The sequence below is a fragment of the Streptomyces sp. NPDC048671 genome, from assembly GCF_055587045.1.
Map to the genome: position 1 here is coordinate 177,822 of NZ_JBVJHB010000015.1, position 17,171 is coordinate 194,992.

At 72.0% G+C, this 17,171-nt stretch carries 12 protein-coding genes; 1 reads left to right on the forward strand and 11 read right to left on the reverse strand.

Annotation, left to right across the window (positions count from 1 at the left end; translation table 11 throughout):
* Position 1: 1 nt before the first annotated feature.
* From ACZ6S6_RS28650 to ACZ6S6_RS28670, 5 genes are all read right to left on the reverse strand, one after another.
* Positions 2-3,124 carry a non-ribosomal peptide synthetase gene (locus ACZ6S6_RS28650; protein WP_469707477.1) on the reverse strand — a complete coding sequence of 1,041 codons (3,123 nt, stop codon included), beginning with the start codon at positions 3,122-3,124 and terminating at the stop codon, positions 2-4.
* Positions 3,121-3,987, reverse strand: coding sequence for a hypothetical protein (locus ACZ6S6_RS28655; protein ID WP_362962397.1), 867 nt, complete (start codon positions 3,985-3,987; stop codon positions 3,121-3,123). Before ACZ6S6_RS28655 ends, ACZ6S6_RS28650 begins: the two co-directional genes overlap by 4 nt.
* A 719-nt stretch (positions 3,988-4,706) precedes the next feature.
* Entirely contained in the window at positions 4,707-6,386 is a 1,680-nt protein-coding gene (locus ACZ6S6_RS28660) for a hypothetical protein (RefSeq protein ID WP_469707479.1), read from the reverse strand.
* Positions 6,387-6,446: 60 nt separating this feature from the next.
* Entirely contained in the window at positions 6,447-7,280 is an 834-nt protein-coding gene (locus tag ACZ6S6_RS28665) for a class I SAM-dependent methyltransferase (RefSeq protein WP_362962393.1), read from the reverse strand.
* A 99-nt stretch (positions 7,281-7,379) separates the two neighbouring features.
* Positions 7,380-9,074 carry an NAD(P)/FAD-dependent oxidoreductase gene (locus ACZ6S6_RS28670; protein WP_469707481.1) on the reverse strand — a complete coding sequence of 565 codons (1,695 nt, stop codon included), beginning with the start codon at positions 9,072-9,074 and terminating at the stop codon, positions 7,380-7,382.
* Positions 9,075-9,968: 894 nt separating this feature from the next.
* Between ACZ6S6_RS28670 and ACZ6S6_RS28675 the strand changes: the two genes are divergently transcribed.
* The gene (locus ACZ6S6_RS28675) at positions 9,969-10,187 is read left to right on the forward strand and encodes a hypothetical protein (protein ID WP_362962389.1); all 219 of its coding nucleotides are present in this window, start codon (positions 9,969-9,971) and stop codon (positions 10,185-10,187) included.
* A gap of 139 nt (positions 10,188-10,326) precedes the next feature.
* Here ACZ6S6_RS28675 and ACZ6S6_RS28680 read toward each other — a convergent pair whose 3' ends face one another.
* From ACZ6S6_RS28680 to ACZ6S6_RS28705, 6 genes are read right to left on the reverse strand one after another with little or no spacing between them, the layout of a single operon-like run.
* Positions 10,327-11,727, reverse strand: a complete 1,401-nt coding sequence (locus tag ACZ6S6_RS28680; protein ID WP_469707483.1) for an amidase — start codon at positions 11,725-11,727, stop codon at positions 10,327-10,329.
* Positions 11,724-12,950, reverse strand: coding sequence for an NADH:flavin oxidoreductase (locus ACZ6S6_RS28685; RefSeq protein ID WP_469707485.1), 1,227 nt, complete (start codon positions 12,948-12,950; stop codon positions 11,724-11,726). The genes ACZ6S6_RS28680 and ACZ6S6_RS28685 overlap by 4 nt, the downstream gene beginning before the upstream one ends.
* Positions 12,947-13,984, reverse strand: coding sequence for an oligopeptide/dipeptide ABC transporter ATP-binding protein (locus ACZ6S6_RS28690; protein WP_469707487.1), 1,038 nt, complete (start codon positions 13,982-13,984; stop codon positions 12,947-12,949). The genes ACZ6S6_RS28685 and ACZ6S6_RS28690 overlap by 4 nt, the downstream gene beginning before the upstream one ends.
* Positions 13,981-15,060 carry an ABC transporter ATP-binding protein gene (locus ACZ6S6_RS28695; protein WP_469707489.1) on the reverse strand — a complete coding sequence of 360 codons (1,080 nt, stop codon included), beginning with the start codon at positions 15,058-15,060 and terminating at the stop codon, positions 13,981-13,983. Before ACZ6S6_RS28695 ends, ACZ6S6_RS28690 begins: the two co-directional genes overlap by 4 nt.
* On the reverse strand, positions 15,033-16,067 hold the full coding sequence (locus tag ACZ6S6_RS28700; protein WP_469707491.1) for an ABC transporter permease: 1,035 nt from the start codon (positions 16,065-16,067) through the stop codon (positions 15,033-15,035). The genes ACZ6S6_RS28695 and ACZ6S6_RS28700 overlap by 28 nt, the downstream gene beginning before the upstream one ends.
* Complete coding sequence (locus ACZ6S6_RS28705; protein ID WP_362962377.1) at positions 16,060-17,028, reverse strand: ABC transporter permease; 969 nt, start codon at positions 17,026-17,028, stop codon at positions 16,060-16,062. Before ACZ6S6_RS28705 ends, ACZ6S6_RS28700 begins: the two co-directional genes overlap by 8 nt.
* Between the last annotated feature and the right edge of the window lie 143 nt (positions 17,029-17,171).

The following is a 17,171-nucleotide window of genomic DNA, read 5'->3' on the forward strand; positions in this document are numbered from 1 at the left end:
GTCAGACGAGTCGGCGCAGCCGATCGGCGAGGGCGGCAGGGGTGGGGGTCTCGAAAACGTCGGTCAACGCGAGTCGTACGCCGGTGATGTCCCTGATCCGCTGGGCGAGGGAGACGGCCAGCAGCGAGTGCCCGCCGTTGGCGAAGAAGTGCGCGCCGGCGTCGAGGTCGCTTCGGTCCAGCAGTTCGGCGAACAGGCCCAGGACGGTGGCCGTCAGGTCGTCGTCGTCCACCGCCGCCCCCTCGGGCCGGCCGCCGACGGCCGGGCCGTGATGCCGGGCGGCCTGCTCGGCGAGCGCCAGGTAGTCGACCTTGTCGCTGCCGGTGCGGGGAAAGGCGTCCACGGGGATGAACCGGTGCGGGACGACCGAGCGCGGGAGCTGCCCGTGGGCGTGGTCCCACAGTTCGTCCACGGCCTCGGGCCGGCCGGGGATCCGGACGAAGGCGGCCAGGTAGCCGTCCGCCCCGGGATCGCCGACGACCACGACGGCCGCCGCCTCGACGTCGGGGTGGCCGAGCAGGACCGCTTCGATCTCGGCCGGCTCGATCCGGTTGCCGCGCAGTTTGAGCTGCCGGTCCATCCGGCCGAACAGGTCGATCCTGCCGTCCGGCCGCCAGCGGGCCACGTCTCCGGAGCGGTGGAAGCGTCCGTACTCGTCGTTCTGCCCGAAGCGCTCCGCGGTCAGTCCGGGCCGCTCGTGGTATCCGGAGGCGACTCCGACGCCGGCGACGCACAGCTCTCCGCGGAGGCCGACCGGCAGCGGCCTGCCGTGTGGGTCGGCGATGAAGATCTGGGAGTTGGCCACGGGCGCACCGATGTCCACCCGGCCGCCGTGACCGGAGGGTACGGCTCCGGCGGTCGCCCAGATGGTGCTCTCGGTGGGGCCGTAGACGTTCCACAGTTCGGCGCCCGCGTCGAGCAGCCGGGTGGCGAGTTCGGCGGGCAGGGGTTCGCCGCCGGTGAGGAGGACGCGTCCGGCGGTGGCGTCGGCCGCCTCGTGGGCGACCAGCCGCCAGGTGGTCGGGGTCGCCTGGAGCAGGCCGATGTCGTGCGCGGTGACGGCGTCCGCCAGCAGGGCGCCGTCCGTGCGCGCCTCGTCCGGGAGCACGACGGTGTGACCGCCGTGCAGCAGCGGCATCATCAGTTCAAGCGAGGAGGTGTCGAAGCTGTACGTGCTGAGCCAGCCCGTGGGGCGGGTGGAACCGACCACTCCGAACCGTTCGGCGTAGTCGACGATGTGGTTGACCAGGCTGCCGTGCCGGATCGGGATCCCCTTGGGCCTGCCGGTGGAGCCGGAGGTGTGGATCACGTACGCGAGGGCGTCCGGGTCGGCCTTCACGGCCGACTCGTCCACGGGCACCTGCGGCACGCCCTCCCAGTCGGTGGCGGGCACCGTGACCTGGCCGTCCGGGGCGGTGATCCCCGCACCGACGATGACGACGCGGGCCCGCGTGTCGTCGAGCTGGTAGGTCAGCCGCTCCACCGGGTGGTTGGGGTCGAGCGGCAGGTAGGCCGCGCCCGCGAGCCAGGTGCCGAACACCGAGGCGGCCAGTGCGGCGCCGCGCGGCAGGAGGAGCGCGACGACGTCTCCGGGACGTACACCGGCCTCGGCCAGCCGGGCGGCCGTGTCGACGGCGCCGGACCACAGCCCGCCGTACGTGGCCGTGCGGTCGCCCTCCCGGACGGCCACCGCCGACGGGTCGGCGGCGGCCCTGCGGACGAACCCGGTGAGTACCGACGGCAGGTCGATCGTGCGGGCGGTGGCGTTGGCCGCATCGATGATCTCGTGGTCCCGGTCCGACCAGGACGGCAGGGCGGCGATCGGGGTGTCGACGCCGGTACCCAGGGCCACCAGGAGGGCGTCGTAGCGCCGGACCATCAGCTCGACGTCCGAACGGTCCAGCACACCCGTGTAGAACGCGGCACGGACGGTGGCCGTCTCCCGGTTGGCTGATACGAAGAACTCCAGGTCGAACTGGCTGAAGCCGTTCTCGACGACGAGGAGTTCCGCCTCGGTGCCGGCCAGCTCGAAGGTGCGCTGGTCCTCGGCGAAGGGAACGTAGTTGAACACGTGCTTGAAGAGCGCGTTGCGCCAGCCGGAACCGTCGCGTTCGACCATGTCGAGGACGTCATCGGTCGGTATGTCCTTGTGCGCCATCGCCTCCATGAACGTCCGCCGGGTCAGCGACGTGAGATCACGGAAGGTCGCGTCACGGTCCAGGAGCAGGCGCAGGACGACCAGGTTGCTGTGGTAGCCGACCGCGTCCACCGCTTCGCGGGGGCGGGTGTTGACCGGCGAGCCGATGGCGAGATCGGGGCCGGCCCCGTGAGCGGCGAGAAGGACCGCGTACGCGGTCAGCAGCACGACGGACTCCGGCGCCCGCAGCTCGCGCTGGAGGCGGCGGACGACGGCGTGGGCCTCGGCTGACAGGACGTGGGTGACCTCGTCACCCCGCAGGGTGGTGACGGGCCGGTCGCGCTGTTCGCAGCGGAGTTCCAGGCCCGAGGGCCGGAAGCCGGCCATCTGCTCCTGCCAGTAGCCGCGGCTCTCGGCGGACGGTGCGGACTCGCGCAGGGCGGGCACCTCGGTGGGGGCGGGGAGCCCGCCCTGAAGCACCTCCTCGTAGAGCGAGACGAACTCGGCGCGCAGGATCGCCGTCGACTGCACGTCCGACACGGCGTGGTGGAGGGCCAGGCACAGGACGTCGCTCTCCTGGCCGTGCAGGAGCAGGGCGCGCAGGAGGGGGCTGCCGTCCGGGGCGAACGGCCTGGCGACGAAGGCCGTCAGCAGGGCCGGTTCGTCCTGCTCGCTGCCGTGGTGCGCCGCCTCTTCCAGGTCCACGGCCACGGACGGCGCGATGGCCTTGGTCAGCGCGGCGTCCTCGCGGTGGTAAACCGTGCGCAGCACCTCGAAGCGTTCCGTCAGGAGTCGTACGGCGTGCGCGGTGGCGGCTGCGTCGAGGCGGCCCCGTACCCGCAGGGCCAGCGACAGGTTATTGGCACCGCTGCCGGGGACGAGTTCGTCGAGGAGCCACAGGGTGGTCTCCTTGCGGCTCGGCCGTATGTGCCCGGCCGGCAGCCCCCGCCCGTCCTGGGCGGCGGCGGCAGGGGGTTCGACGCTCACGCACTCTCCCTGGGCCCGGCGGCCAGGAAGCCGGCCACCGTCTCGGCGATGGCGGGCGTGCGCAGCAGGTCTCGGTGTTCGACCTCGAAGCGCCGCTCGTCGGCGACCTCGATGGGGGCGACACCGGGCGTGGTGCGCATCCGGTTCAGCCCGCTGCTCTCGCTGGCGGAGGTGACGACGGTGGCGCCCTGCCAGCCAGGTCGCGGGTCGAGACCGGCGGCGGTGGCCAGGTAGGACATGAACGAGCCGACCAACTGCACCAGTTCACCGGCGTAGCCCTCGTCGAGCCCGGCCCGCCGCAGGGCCGAGGTGCCGATCGGGTGGAAGGCCGCGTAGAGCCCGGCGGCGAAAGCGCCGGGAGCGACGTCGCCCTGGGCGGCGAGCTTCTCCGCGGCGCCGGACAGTTCGGCTATCTCCTCGGCCGTCAGGACGGTGGTCATGTTGCCGATCACCCGGCCGAACTGAAGGTGCACGGTGGGTGCGTCGACCAGTTCGGGGTCGAACAGCACCACGCGGGGCACGGCTCCCTGCCGTGCGCCGATCTTCTCGGCGAGCACGCCGGCGAAGACGGAGCCCGCGCAGTAGCCGAGCACGGCGCGGACCGTGCGACCTGAGGCGGCCACCTCGGAGAGCCAGGGCTCCAGATAGGTGTCGTCCAGGGCGTCGGTCTGCGGGTCACGGACCGGGGCGACCGTCTGCCACAGGGCGCAGTCCAGCTTCAGGCCCAAAGCCAGATCGGCGAATCCGCCCTCGTTCCTCCCCGTGACCGGGAAATCCGCGGCGAGCACGATGTCGGCGTCGGCGTGCGACTCCGCACCCGACCCTGCATCCGAAACGACATTCCACACGGTGGGACTGGGCATAAAGAATCCCCTGAAAGTCAAAGTTTAATCGATTTACTTTCGCGATCGGCTCCGGTCGAATACTAGGGTCAGCCAATCGGCGTTGTCCACAAAAAACTGATCATTAGCCGTCCCCGGCCAGTACGGAAATAGCCCCGGCACGAGACCGGAGGCGAGTTGGACTGGACGTCCGCGATCGTCGATGCCGCGTCGGTGCGGGCGAAAGGGCGAACCCGCGCGACAGCCTCGCCGCAGCCCTGAACTGCTGCAAGAAACTCACCACATGAGACATTCTCTTAAGCCGAAGAGTTTCGGACATCGGAGATACGGTTTCCGCCGGCAGGCAGAGTCGACTGCCCCGTTTCCTGCAAAGTTTCACCAGCGCTTACCCATCGCCGCCACGAAACCGCAGGCCGACCGGGAACGGAGAGAACTTCCTGGAAATCCCGATTTGTCTTTTACAGCCCTGGTACGAGGCGGCCGCCCCCGGCAACAGGGGCAGGACTTCGGCGTAGTCGGCTGACGCCCGCTTCCTGACGGGTGACCGGATTGGACGGGGTCGGGTGAGCCCTGATCGAAAGTCTCGTCCGGATTCTGGGCAGCCTCAAAAATGACCAAAAAGCGGAACGGTCATCTTGGTGAGAGTATTTACTCTCACCTTTGGGACTGGCGGTGCCGCAGGTCATTTTCACCCGAGCGTGATAGCCGGAGGCCTGGTCCGAGATCCAAGGGGGCAGCCCTCAGGCTCCTCCGTCCGAATCGGCGAGGGCCGCGAGCAGCTGATTGGTACGGCGGGCGGCGGCGGCCGGGTCCGGGCCGGTCGCGGCGACCATTCCCCAGCGTTCCGGGACACAGGCGACGGCCCGCATCAGGCCTCCCGCCGGCGTCATCGCCGCTGCCGTCGCTTCCATCCGGCCGAGGGTCTGCGTGGCCGAGGGCCGGAACACCCGGGTGGCCGCGTACCGGTCGGTGATCCCCTCGCGGCGTGCGGTGTCCTGGAAGGCTCGCAGGTACTCCGCCCCGTGCGAGGAGAGGTTGAAGTCGATCGCGCCGACCAGCAACCGGTCGCCGAACCTGCCTCCGACGTATCCGACGGCGAAGTCGACGCCTCCGGTGGCCAGCCCCTGGTGGCTGCCGTCCCGCACGCTCTCCGGGCCGAGAAACGCGGCCCGGATCGCCTCCAGCGCGTCCCGGATGGTCCGGTATGCCTCGTCCGGCAGACCGAGCGCGGCCCAGGCGTCCGCGTCGAGATAGCTGTTGCCCGTCCAGGAGTAGCCGTTCAGGACCTGGAGCGTGAGGCCGTCCGCGACACGTCCGTACCGGAAATGGCCCGAGGGAACGACCGGCAGCCGCGTGCCGTCAAGCTCCACCGAGAGGAACCCGGCCCAGGCTTCGAGGAGGTAGTCGTCCCCGAGTGGATAGGCCGCCTCGGCCTCCGCGGCGAGCCGCCCGGTGTCGCCGAGGTCGATGTTGCCGACGATCCGGGCCCCGTCCCCCGCCTCGCTCGGTTTGAGTCCGGCCGCCCGGAGCCCGTAACGGGTACGGAGCAGCTCGGCGGCATCGAGCACTCCGGCGACGAAGGCTTCCCGCGACACGTCCGTGCGCAGCACGGTGTAGCCGGGCAGCACGGGGATCTCCAGGCCGAGGAGTTCGTACGCCTCGCCCAGCCGCTGTTCGGCCGCGAGCAGCGCGTCGGCGGACAGCCCGTTCGGTGTGAGGGTGCGGGCGGCTTCGACGGTGGGATGGATGTGCCGCTTGCGGTTCCAACGCGTGGCGACGGCTGGGCTGTTGGCGTCGGTGACGAACCGGTCGAGACCGGTCCGTCGGCGGAGCCAGAGCAGGAAGATCTGCATCTCCAGGTCCAGCGCGTACAGCCGGATCACCGCGTCGGGGCGGTCGCGCAGCCAGTCGATGACGTGGCCGAGCGGGGTGTCGGCGCCCCGCTCGTGCGCGTCGGCCAGGGTGAGGAGGGCGTGGCTGAGGTAGTAGTGGTCGCGGTCGCCCGCGTCGACGCAGGGCACGCCCCAGTGGCTGACCGCCTCCGCCCACGGCGCGGTCCGTCCGACCGAGAGGTCGGCCGTGGCACCGAGGAAGACCGCGCGGGCCTCCACATACGTCGCCACGTCGTGCGGAACCCGGTCGGCCCGGAGCTCGGCCACATCGCCCTCAAGCGCCCGCAGTGTCGGGGTGGCCGAGTGGAGCAGCAGGGCGGGGAGCTCGCCGGCGGACCGGGCGTAGCACGGCGCCAGCTCCTTCTGGGCGAGTTGCGCGACCGAGGAGCAGTCCGTACCGAGTAGCCGGTCGGCGACCGCGGCCACTTGCGTGGCGTCGAGGACGCGGTGGCCGGTGAAGAAGCCCGCCCAACAAACGTCCTCGCCGTCCTGCGACTTGTACACGGACGGTGTGACGGGTACGAGCACGGCGGCTCCTTGTCGGGCGGGCGGTGACGGCGGATCGACGACAGGCCCTGGGCCGTGTCGTCAGACCGCCTGGGACGCGAGGACGGCCTTGAAGACGACCGTCACATACGGTAGGTCGAATTCATTGCGTCCCGCGAGTTGTGGGTGCGTGGCGGCGAGTTGCCTGATCTGTTCCTTCAGCTCTTCCTGGCGTTCCGGTGTGCAGTTCAGGTAGTAGGACCGGGAAGTGATGAGTCCGACGAGGGATTCCACGGTCTGCGGTGAGGAGTGCTCGAAGAATCCGATCTCGATGGGGCCGAACCGGGATCCGAAGGTGGGATTCCGCAGCCATCCGGAGAGCCGGCCGGGGTCGTTGCCGCGGAGGGCGGCCAGCACACCGTGCAGCAGGATCGCCGCCGCGGTCTGCGGGTCCGTGCCGGTGTCCTCGTCGGCGAGGATCCGGGAGAGCTCCGCCGACCACGGGACTTCCTCGTCACGCAGGTTCCACAGGGTGGCGAGTGTTCCTCCCGGCCGGATCACCCGGGCCATCTCGGCGTGCGCGGGCTCGGGGTCGAACCAGTGGTAGGCGTGGCTGACCAGGACCGCGTCGACGCTCGCGTCCGCGAGGGGGATCTTCTCGGCACTGCCCGCGTGCACGGCCGCGGTGGGTGCGGAGGCGGTGATGAGTTCCCGCATCCCGTCGTCGGGTTCCACCGCGGACACCTGGTGTCCGTCGGCCAGCAGCGCGCGGGTGAGGATGCCCGTACCGGCGCCGAGGTCGAGCACGGTGCGGGGCTTCTCCCCCAGCACCCAGCGGAAGCTTTCCCGCGGGTAGTCCGGCCGGGTTCTGTCGTACGCCTGCGCGCCGCGTCCGAAGGAGCTGCCGCGCTGCTGCCAAGCCTGTTCCGTGGTCATGTCGTGAGCCCTCTCGCTCGTGGTTTCTGTTCCGAATTTCCGTTCCGAGTTCCTTCGTGCGTTCCTTCGTGCGTTCCTTCGTGCGTTCTCCCGGGTTCCTCATTGGCGCCGGTAGAACATGCGCAGCCGGTCGGGGTGGTAGCGCACGTGCATCGGGTGCGCCTCGCCGTGCACGGCGGTGGCGACGGCCTGGGCGACCACCGGGGCCTGGGCGAAACCACCGGTGTTGTGACCGCCGGTCACCACCACGAGGCCGCCGTGCGCGTTGGGCGCGATCTCCAGGACCGGCAGGCTCGACGCCGTCCACGGGCGTACGCAGTGCCGTCTGCTCCGCTCAAGGAGTCCGTCCGCGCGCGCGTCCTCGAACGCCTCCGGGAAGAACAGCGCCGCGGTGTCCTCGACCGCGGTGTGGAGGGCGTCGAGTTGCGCGGGGTCGATGTGCGCGGGGTCGGCTCCGGTCCAGCCGTAGCCGGACCCCACCACCAGTGACGGCTTCCCGTCCGGTGCTGTCGTCACGGTGACGTTGGTGTCCTTCGCCAGATGGCCGGACCTGCTGATCTTGAGGGAGTTCAGCAGCCGGGGCAGCAGGTTCGGCAGGGTGAGCCAGACGCCCACCACGCCGTGGATGAGTCCGTGCGCTGCGGTGCCGCGCAGCAGTTCGCCGCCGTACGCGCCCGGAGACAGGACGTAGTGGTCCGCGTGCACAGGTCCTTCCGCGCAGCGCAGCCCGTCCGGCAGCCCGTTCGCGTCGGTGTGCAGGCCCTCGACGGGCTTCTCCCAGTGGAACTGGGCCCCCTCCTGCTCCAGCAGGCCGATCAGCCGGGCGAGGAAGCTGTGTATCTGGACGGTGAAGCCCGTCACCTCGATGCCTCCGGCGAGGACGCCCGCCGTGTGGGCGTAGGACAGTGCCGGGTGGCTTCGGGCCACCTGCTCCGGGGACAGCACCCGGCGGGCTGCCCCCAGAGCCTGTTGCCGCCTGATCTGGGCCCGGAGTTCGGCCGGATCGGTGTAGAGGCGGAGGATGCCGTCGCGCAGACCGACGTCACGCGCCAACTCAGGCTCCGTGCTGAGGAGTTCGTCCCACAGTGGTTGCGACAGGCGGTTGAGGAGGAGGACGTCGTCGGTGTAGGCGCCGGCGAGCCACGGCGGTATGCGCGCGCTGTCGCGTACCCAGCCGCGCTCCTCCTCTTTGAGCGCGGACGGTTCGGCGAGACACCAGCCGTTGTCCTTGAGCGGCCGCAGGAAGGGGACCGGGCCCGTCGTCGCGTTGCCGTGGTAGCCGTCGGTCTCGGTGAGGGTGAACATCCGCCCGTCGCCACCGCCCCTGCTGGCCCCGTACGCCGTCCAGTGGGCACCGCTCCTGGGGTCGGGCGCGCTGTCGTAGACGGTCACCCGGTGCCCCGACCGCAGCAGCCGCAACGCGGTGATCAGGTTCACCACGCCGGCGCCCACCAACGCCACCGATCCGCGGCGGGCCCGGACCGCGGCGAGTCGGCTGGAAAGCGTCGGCGCTGTCACCGCGGTCAGCCAGCGGAGCTCCGCCAGTGCCAGGGCTCGTGCGTACAGTTCGCGTCCCGTGGCAGCCCGGCCGGTGAGGCGGAGCACGGTCAGATGCGCGTCCGCGGCGTCCTGTGCGGGCTGTCCGGCGCCTTCCCGCCCGGCGCCCGCTTCCGGTGCGACGAGTACGACGACGAGCGGCGCGTCGCGGGCCGTCGCCCGACGCCAGGCCGCCGCTTCCGCCGCGTCGGGCACGGTCAGGGTGAGCAGGACATCCGGACGGTGCCTGGCGAGCACGGCACCGCGCCGGCCTGCCGGTAATCGGGAGAGTCCGGGTCGGTAACGCAGGCCCGGACCGCGCACGAGGGATTTGACGTCAGCGGGCAACGAGTGATCCACAAGCACCAACAACAGCCGCTCCCGGTCGCGTAGGGCGGAACGGGTGCGTCCTGACAGCCGCGTTCCGTACTGCCGTGCACGTGCGGGTGTACATCCGGGTGCCGGCGGTACACCTCGACGAGCGCCGGTCCCGCGGAGCGTTCGCCGTCATCGCATTGAACCCCACGGCCGCCCTCGCGGGCGTCGCGATCGTCTTGAACCGCCGCCTCACCACTGGCGGGACAAACCACCCTTTCCGTACACCTGGCCGTACGCGCGGCATGCCGGCTCCGCCGCCGTGCGATGACCCGCCGGTGCGCGCTGTGAGACGGACGGTGAGTTCGTCGCCCTGCGAGGCGGTCCCGATGCCGCGGCGGATAGCATGGGCGCATCTCGCCTCGTTGTTGAGGAGCGGGTGGTGTGCCGGGAAGCCTGGTCGGCGACGTAACTGTCGCGCGCCCGGAAAGGCTTGCCGTGCCTATTGCTCTTCGTGTCCGTCCACCGTGCCCGTGAATTCGTCCGGCTGCGCGGTGAGCTGACCAGCGGCAGAGCACCATGCTCCGCTGGAAACCTTCCCGAGCCGTCGCTCGTGTCCCTGACGTTGCCGAGACGCGTCTCGGCAGGGTCACCTTCCTCGCACCGGACGCCGGTGCCCCGCTTCTGGCTGCCGCGGGCACTGCCCGCCGGACCCGCGTGCGTCCCGTCATCGGCAGAGCCACGCCCCGCGTGCTGCGCGGGCCGGGGTCCTCGGTGCCCCATGGGCACCCGACTCCGGGCCGGCCGGCAGCTTCCGACTGGATTGAGAGTTCAGAGATGTCTCCGCAGCGCCCTTCCTCGCCGCCCCCCTCCCTGCCTCGGGAGCCGCTGATCCAACAGGTGCTCGCCTGCTTCGACGCCTACGCCAGGGTCCGCGGGACGCGCGACAGCATCCTGCCGGCCTCCCGGGTCACCCCCCGGGAGGAACAGCGGGCCTTCGACGAACTCCGCCAGGCAGTCGCGCGACTCCGCGACGCGGCCGGTGAAGACGGCTGACCGGCACGGGCGGGTCGCGCGCTCCCGGAGGGCGGCGACGCCGAAGCCGTGACGGAGCGGGCGGTACGGATGGCGGCTGCCGCCGCAGGGGCGGGGCGGCGGTCGTGAGGGACAGCGGTGCCGTCCGGCGGCACTCCCGTCAGGGCGCGGGCGGGGTCCCCCAGGGTGCCGCCTCCTCCAGCTGCGCCGCCAGGGCGAGCAGCACGCCCTCGCCGCCGAAGGGTGTGGCGAACTGGACGCCGAGCGGCAGCCCTTGGCTGTCGTGGCCGAAGGGGACGGACATGGCGGGCATCCCGGTCACGTTGTACACGCTGGTGAAGGCGGCGTAGACGGAGGCGTGCCGGTAGACCGACTCCGGAACCGACGTGTCGAGGGTGCCGAGCAGCGGGGTGGGCTGCGCGAGGGTCGGGGCGAGCAGTACGTCGAACCGCCGGAACGCCGCGCCGGCCTCCCAGCCGATCTCCTGGGCGCGGCGCAGCGCACGGCTGACGTCGGCCGCCGAGAGGGTGCGGTAGTGGTCGTACAGCACGCGGGTGAAGGGTTCTATGTCGTCGTCGGCCAGGGGCCTGCCGAGCCCGGCGAGCCGGGCGTCGATCTGGGCGACGAGGTCGGCGCCCATCAGGACGCCCGAGGTGCGGCCGACGTCGTCGGGGCGGTACGGGGCGGTGGTCTCGGTGACGTCGTGGCCGAGGCGTTCGCACAGCAGGGCCGCGGCGTGTACCGCCCGTTCGCAGTCCGGGTGCACGCCGGGGCCGTCCGGCAGTGCGGTGAGCAGCCCGATCCGCAGCCGTCCGGGGGCGCGGCAGGCCAGTTCGGCGAAGGGTGCGGCGGGGGCCGGTGCGGCGTAGGCGTCGCCGGGCAGCGGGCCCGCGGCCACGTCGAGGAGCAGGGCGCTGTCCCGGACGGTCGTGGTGAGGGCGTGGTGTGCGGAGAGGAGGCCCGAGAGGGTGGTGGGGCGGGGTGCGGGCGAGACGCGCCCGCGGCTCGGCTTGAGTCCGAACAGTCCGCAGGCGGCCGCCGGGATGCGGATCGAGCCGCCGCCGTCGCTCGCGTGCGCGACGGGGACCATCCCGGCCGCCACGGCGGCCGCCGAGCCGCCGCTGGAGCCGCCCGGCGAGTGGGCGGTGCTCCACGGGTTGCGGGTGGGGCCGAAGAGCGCCGGTTCGGTGGAGGCGTTGAGGCCCAGTTCGGGGGTGTTGGTGGTGCCGAGGACGACGGCTCCGGCGCGCCGGTAGCGGGCCACCAGTTCGCTGTCGTGGCGGGCCGTCGCGTCGGCGAAGAGCCGGCTGCCGCCCGTGGCGGGCAGTCCCGCGACGTCGGTGCCGAGGTCCTTGACCAGCATGGGGACGCCGTGCAGCGGGCCCTCGGGCAGCCCGGCCGCGATCTCGGCGCGGGCGGCGTCGAACCGGGTGTGGACCACCGCGCCCAGGGCGGGGTCCAGTGTCCGGATGCGGGCGATCGCCTCCTCGGTGACGGTACGGGCGTCGGTCCGGCCGTCCCTGACCGCCTCGGCCGTGGCGACCGCGTCGGGCCCCCTCACTTCACGTATCCGGCGGGCGTGCCCCAGGTGTCGCGGCGGGTGGTGTCGCGGTCGACGAGCACGCAGCGGGTGCCGGTGAAGTTGGTCGGCATGCACTTGTTGCAGTGGATGCACAGGGACGGGGTGGTGGCGTCGTCCCGCAGGCGGTTGACCAGGTCGGGTTCGCGCAGCAGGGCGCGGGCCATGGCCACGTACTCGAAGCCCTCCCGCATCGCGAGTTCCATGGCCGGCTTGTCGGTGATGCCGCCGAGCAGGACCATCGGGAGCTTCACGGCGGCCCGGATCTGCCGGGCGTCCTCCAGCAGATAGGCGTCCCGGTAGGGGTAGCTGCGCAGGAACCGCTTGCCGACCGCCTTCACCCCGAGCTTGATCGGCTGCGGCATGATCGCGGAGAACTCCCGGAGCGGTGCGTCGCCCTTGAAGAGGTACATCGGGTTGAGCAGGGAGCTGCCGGCGGTCATCTCCAGGGCGTCGACGGTGCCGTCCTGTTCGAGCCACTGGGCCACCGGGATGGCCTCGTCGAGCCAGAAGCCGCCGGGCACCCCGTCGTCCATGTTCATCTTGGCGATGACGGCGATCCGGCCGCCCACGGCGTCGTGGACGGCCCGCATGATCTCGCGGGCGAACCTGGCCCGGTTGGGCAGGCTGCCGCCGTACGCGTCGGTGCGGTGGTTGATCCGGGGGCTGAGGAAGGAACTGGCCAGGTAGTTGTGGCCCAGGTGGACCTCGACGGCGTCGAAGCCCGCGTCGACGGCGCGGCGGGCGGCCTCGGCGTGTGCCTCGGTGATGCGCCGGATGTCGGCGGCGGACGCCTCCCGGGCCCAGCTGAGGGTGGTGGCGTGGAAGTGCCTGGACGGGGAGAGGGCCGGGGCGCCGTTGCCCTTGGGGTTGGCGACGGGTCCGCCGTGGCCGATCTGCGCGGCGATCGCGGCGCCCTCGGCGTGCACGGCCTCGGTGAGCACGCGGAGTCCCGGCATCGCCTCGTCGGTCCAGTGGATCTGGTGCCGGTCGGTCCGCCCCTCCCGGGCGACGGCGCAGTAGGCGACGGTCGTCATGCCGACGCCGCCCCGCGCGTAGGCGACGTGGAAGTCGACGAGGTCCTGGGTCACCAGGGACTTGTGGCTGAGTCCCTCGTAGGTCGCGGCCTTGATGACTCGGTTGCGGAGCCTGACCGGGCCCAGCTGGGCGGGGGCCAGGACATCGGGTGCCTCGGTGGTGGTCACGAGTGGTTCCTTTTCGGTTCGGCGTGATGACAGGCGACCCGGTGTCCGGGCCGGATGTCCCTGAGCGGGGGCTCCTCCTCGGAGCACAGGCCGGTGGCCAGCGGGCAGCGGGTGCGGAAGCGGCAGCCGGACGGCGGGTTCAGGGGCGACGGGAGCTCGGCGGCGGGGCCGGCGGGCGCGGCGGGGTCCCCGGCGGCGCCGGGGCCGCGCTGGGCCTCGGGGAGGGAGGCGAGCAGCAGCCGTGTGTAGGGGTGGACGGCCTCGTGCTGCATCCCGTCTGAGGGCAGCACCTCGCAGACCTTGCCGAGGTACATCACCATGACGCGGTCGCTGACGTTCTTCACCACGGAGACGTCGTGGGCGATGAAGACCATGCTCAGCCCGCGCCGCCGCGTCGTCGTCTCCAGGAGGTTGAGGATCTGCGCCTGCACGGACACGTCGAGGCTGGAGACGGGTTCGTCGCAGATCAGCACCTCGGGGTCAAGGAGCAGCGCGCGGGCGACGCAGACCCGCTGGCACTGGCCGCCGGAGAGTTCGTGCGGTCTGCGCTCCCGTACGGTCGCGGGGTCGAGGCCGACGTCGCGCAGCGCCGCGTCGATCCGGGTGTCCTTGTCGCGGGCGCCGTCGCCGCTCCCCCAGATCGACGGACCCTCCCACACCAGGTCCTTGACCCTGCGGCGGGGGTTCAGGGCGGAGACCGGGTCCTGCATGATGATCTGCATCCGCGCGCGGGCCCGGCGCAGTTCCTCGGGGGCCAGGCCGGTCAGGGTCACCCCGCCGAGCCGTACGGTGCCCGAGTCCGGGGGCGGCAGTTGGATCAGGGAGCGGCCGACGGTGGACTTGCCGCAGCCGGACTCGCCGAGAATGCCGAGGGTCTCGCCGGCCGCGACGTCCAGGCAGACACCGGAGACGGCGTGCACCTTCCGGCCGCGCCCGGCCGGGAACTCCACGACGAGGTTCTCCGCGCTCAGTGCGGGCGGCCGCGCGCCCCGTTCGGTGGAGGCGGACGTGGCGGTGGTGCGGGTGCTCGTCATACGGCGGCCTCCTCGGCGGCGCCCAGGGGGTGGTGGCAGGCGACGACGCCGCCGGCGTCACGCTCACCGGCGTACGCGGCGAGCGGGGGCGATTCGGTGGCGCAGCGGTCGGTCGCGGCGCCGCAGCGGGGGGTGAACCGGCATCCGGGGGGAGGGTGCAGCAGATTGGGCGGGCGGCCCTCGATCGTGGGGAGCAGGGTGTGCGGGGGCAGGTCGAGTCGGGGGATGGAGGCGATCAGGGCGCTGCTGTACGGGTGCCGGGGGCGCTCGAAGACGGCCTCGGTGGGCGCGTATTCGACGAGCCGGCCCGCGTACATGACCGCGACCCGGTCCGTGCGGCCGGCGACGGTGGCGAGGTCGTGGCTGATGAGGACGGTCGCCATCCGCAGGTCCCGCGCCAGGGTCTGGAGCAGGTCCAGGATCTGCTTCTGCACGGTGACGTCGAGCGCGGTGGTCGGTTCGTCGGCGATGAGCAGCCGGGGGCCGCAGGCCAGGGCCATGGCGATGACGACGCGCTGCCGCATTCCGCCGGAGAGTTCGTGCGGGTACTGGCGTGCGCGCCGGGCCGGTTCGGGGATGCCGACCTGCCGGAGCAGGTCGACGGCGCGTTCCCTGGCGTCGGCGCGGCTCAGGCCCTGGTGCAGCCGGACGCTCTCGGACAGGTGTGTGCCGACCTTCTTCACCGGGTTCAGGGAGGTCATCGGGTCCTGGAAGACCATGGCGACCTCGGTGCCCCACAGGGCCCGCCGCCCCGCCGGGCTCAGGGCGTGGACGTCCCGCCCGCCGAGCAGGACGGTTCCGGAGACGGTGGTGCCGGGGCCGTCGGTGATGAGGCCCATGAGGGTGCGGCCGAGCACGGACTTGCCCGATCCGGACTCACCGACGATGCCGAGGGTCTCGCCCTCGGACAGCGACAGGCTGACGCCGTCGACGGCCCGCACCGGACCGCGCGGGGTGTGGAAGGCGGTGCGTACGCCGGTGGCCGTCAGCAGCGGCGGTGCGCCGGCGGCGATGGGGGGTACGGGGGCCTTGGGCAGCGGTGCGGTGGTCACAGTTTCACGCTCCGGGAGTCCCATCGGCCACGGGCCTTCTCGCCGACGATGTTGAAGGCGAACACGGTGAGGAAGAGGAAGGCGCCGGGCACGAGCACGATGTGCGGGTGCGCCTCGAAGACCCGGCCCTCCCCCTCCGCGATCATGTTTCCCCAGGTGGGTTCCGGTGGCTGGATACCGAGTCCGAGGAAGCTGAGGGAGGCCTCGGCGACGATGAGGACCGAGATCATCACGACGGCCAGGGACAGCAGGGGCAACAGGACGTTGGGCAGCAGTTCGCGCAGCAGGATGCGCGAGCGGGTCGCTCCCATGGCGCGGGCCGCGACGACGAACTCCCGGTTGGCGTACGCCATGGTCGTGGCGCGGGCGAGCCGCACCATGCCGGGGACGGTGAGCAGCGCCAGGGAGAACGCGACGTTGCGCAGCCGCGGCTGGAGCACGGTCGCGAGCGCGATGAGCAGGATGAGCGGCGGTACGGCGAGCAGTGAGTTGGTGGCGATGCCCACGGCCCGGTCGGCGGCCTTGCCGAAGTAGCCGGCGACCATGCCGACGGCCCCTCCGACGACGGTGCCGATGGCGACGGCGGACAGGGAGATGAGCAGCGAGGAGCGGGCACCGTAGAGGGATCTGGCCAGCAGGTCGAGGCCGAAGCCGTTGGTGCCCAGGGGGTGGGCGCCGGTGAACGCCGGGGGGCTGAAGACGGGTTCGAGGACGGTGGTCGCGACGTCGCGGTCCTCGGCGAGCCCCAGCCACGGGGCGAACAGGATCGCGAGGCCGAGCAGCAGCAGCCAGCCGGCGCCGAACCAGAACACCACGTCGAAGCCGGGGCCCGCCCACCGCTTGCCGAGCCGGGAGGCGCCGCCGAGTGCCATGCCGAGGCCGAGCAGCGCGACGGCCGCCCTGGCGGGCGGGACGAGCTGGGCCGTGGTCGCCCCGAACACCAGGAGGGCGAGGCCGACGGCGGTGAGGGCGACGGCGGTGAGCAGGGGCAGGGGGAAGGCGGTCCGCGTGCGCGGAACGATGTCAGACATGGACACGTCGCGTCCTCGGGTCTAGATAGCCGTAGGAGAGGTCGATGCCGGCGTTGATCACCACGTAGATCACGGCGATGGTGAGCACGGCGCCCTGGACCATCGGGTAGTCGCCCTGGCCGGCCGCGTTGACGATGAGGGTTCCCATGCCGGGCAGTTGGAAGAGGTACTCCACGACGACGGTGCTGCCGATCAGCCGGCCGAGGCTGAGGCCGAGCAGGGTGACCAGGGAGAACGAGGAGGGGCGCAGGGCGTCGGAGAACAGGATGCGCAGCGGGTTCATCCCCTTGGCGCGGGCGGCGAGGATGAAGTCCTCCCGCAGGGTCACGATGAGGTCGCCGCGCAGTACCCGGGTGAACATGGCAAGTTCGGCCAGGGCGACGGTCAGGGCGGGCAGGAAGGCGTGGTGCAGATTGCCCGCGAGGTCGCCGTCGCCGAGCCGCACCCATTCGGATCGCGGGAACCAGCCGGCCGAGTTGACCAGGACGAGGACCAGCAGCAGACCGGCCAGGAAGCTGGGCACGGACAGCACGCCGAAGGTGCCGGCGCCGATGATCCGGTCGGCGGCCGAGCCCTCGCGGTACGCCGACCACATGGCCAGCGGCACGGCGATCAGCAGGGCGATGAGCAGTCCGAGTGCCGCGATCTCGAAGCTGACGGGCAGCGCGGACAGCACCCGGTCGGTGACGTCGCTCTGGGGCGGTACGACGGAGTGGCCGAGGTCTCCGGTGAGGGCGTTGCCCAGCCAGTGGAAGTAGCGGGTGACGACGGGCTGGTCGAGCCCGAGGTCATGACGGAGCCCGGCGTACTCGGAGGGTGCCCGGCCCGCCCCGAGGATGTCGACGGCGGGATCGCCCGGCATCAGGACGACGAGGGAGAACACCCCGATGCTCGCGATCAGGAGCACGCCCACCAGTTCCAGGGCCCGGACGGCCAGGCGGCGAAGCGCAGCGGGACTCATGGTTCCTCCAGATCCGGGGCCGGTCGTCCGGCCCGTCGCGCGCCACGGTCGGGTGGGTCCACACACGGGCGGGCCGGGCGGCCCGGGGCGGCAGCCCGGTGAACGGGGGCCCGGCGCGCACCGGGCGGGAGCGCCGGGCGGCG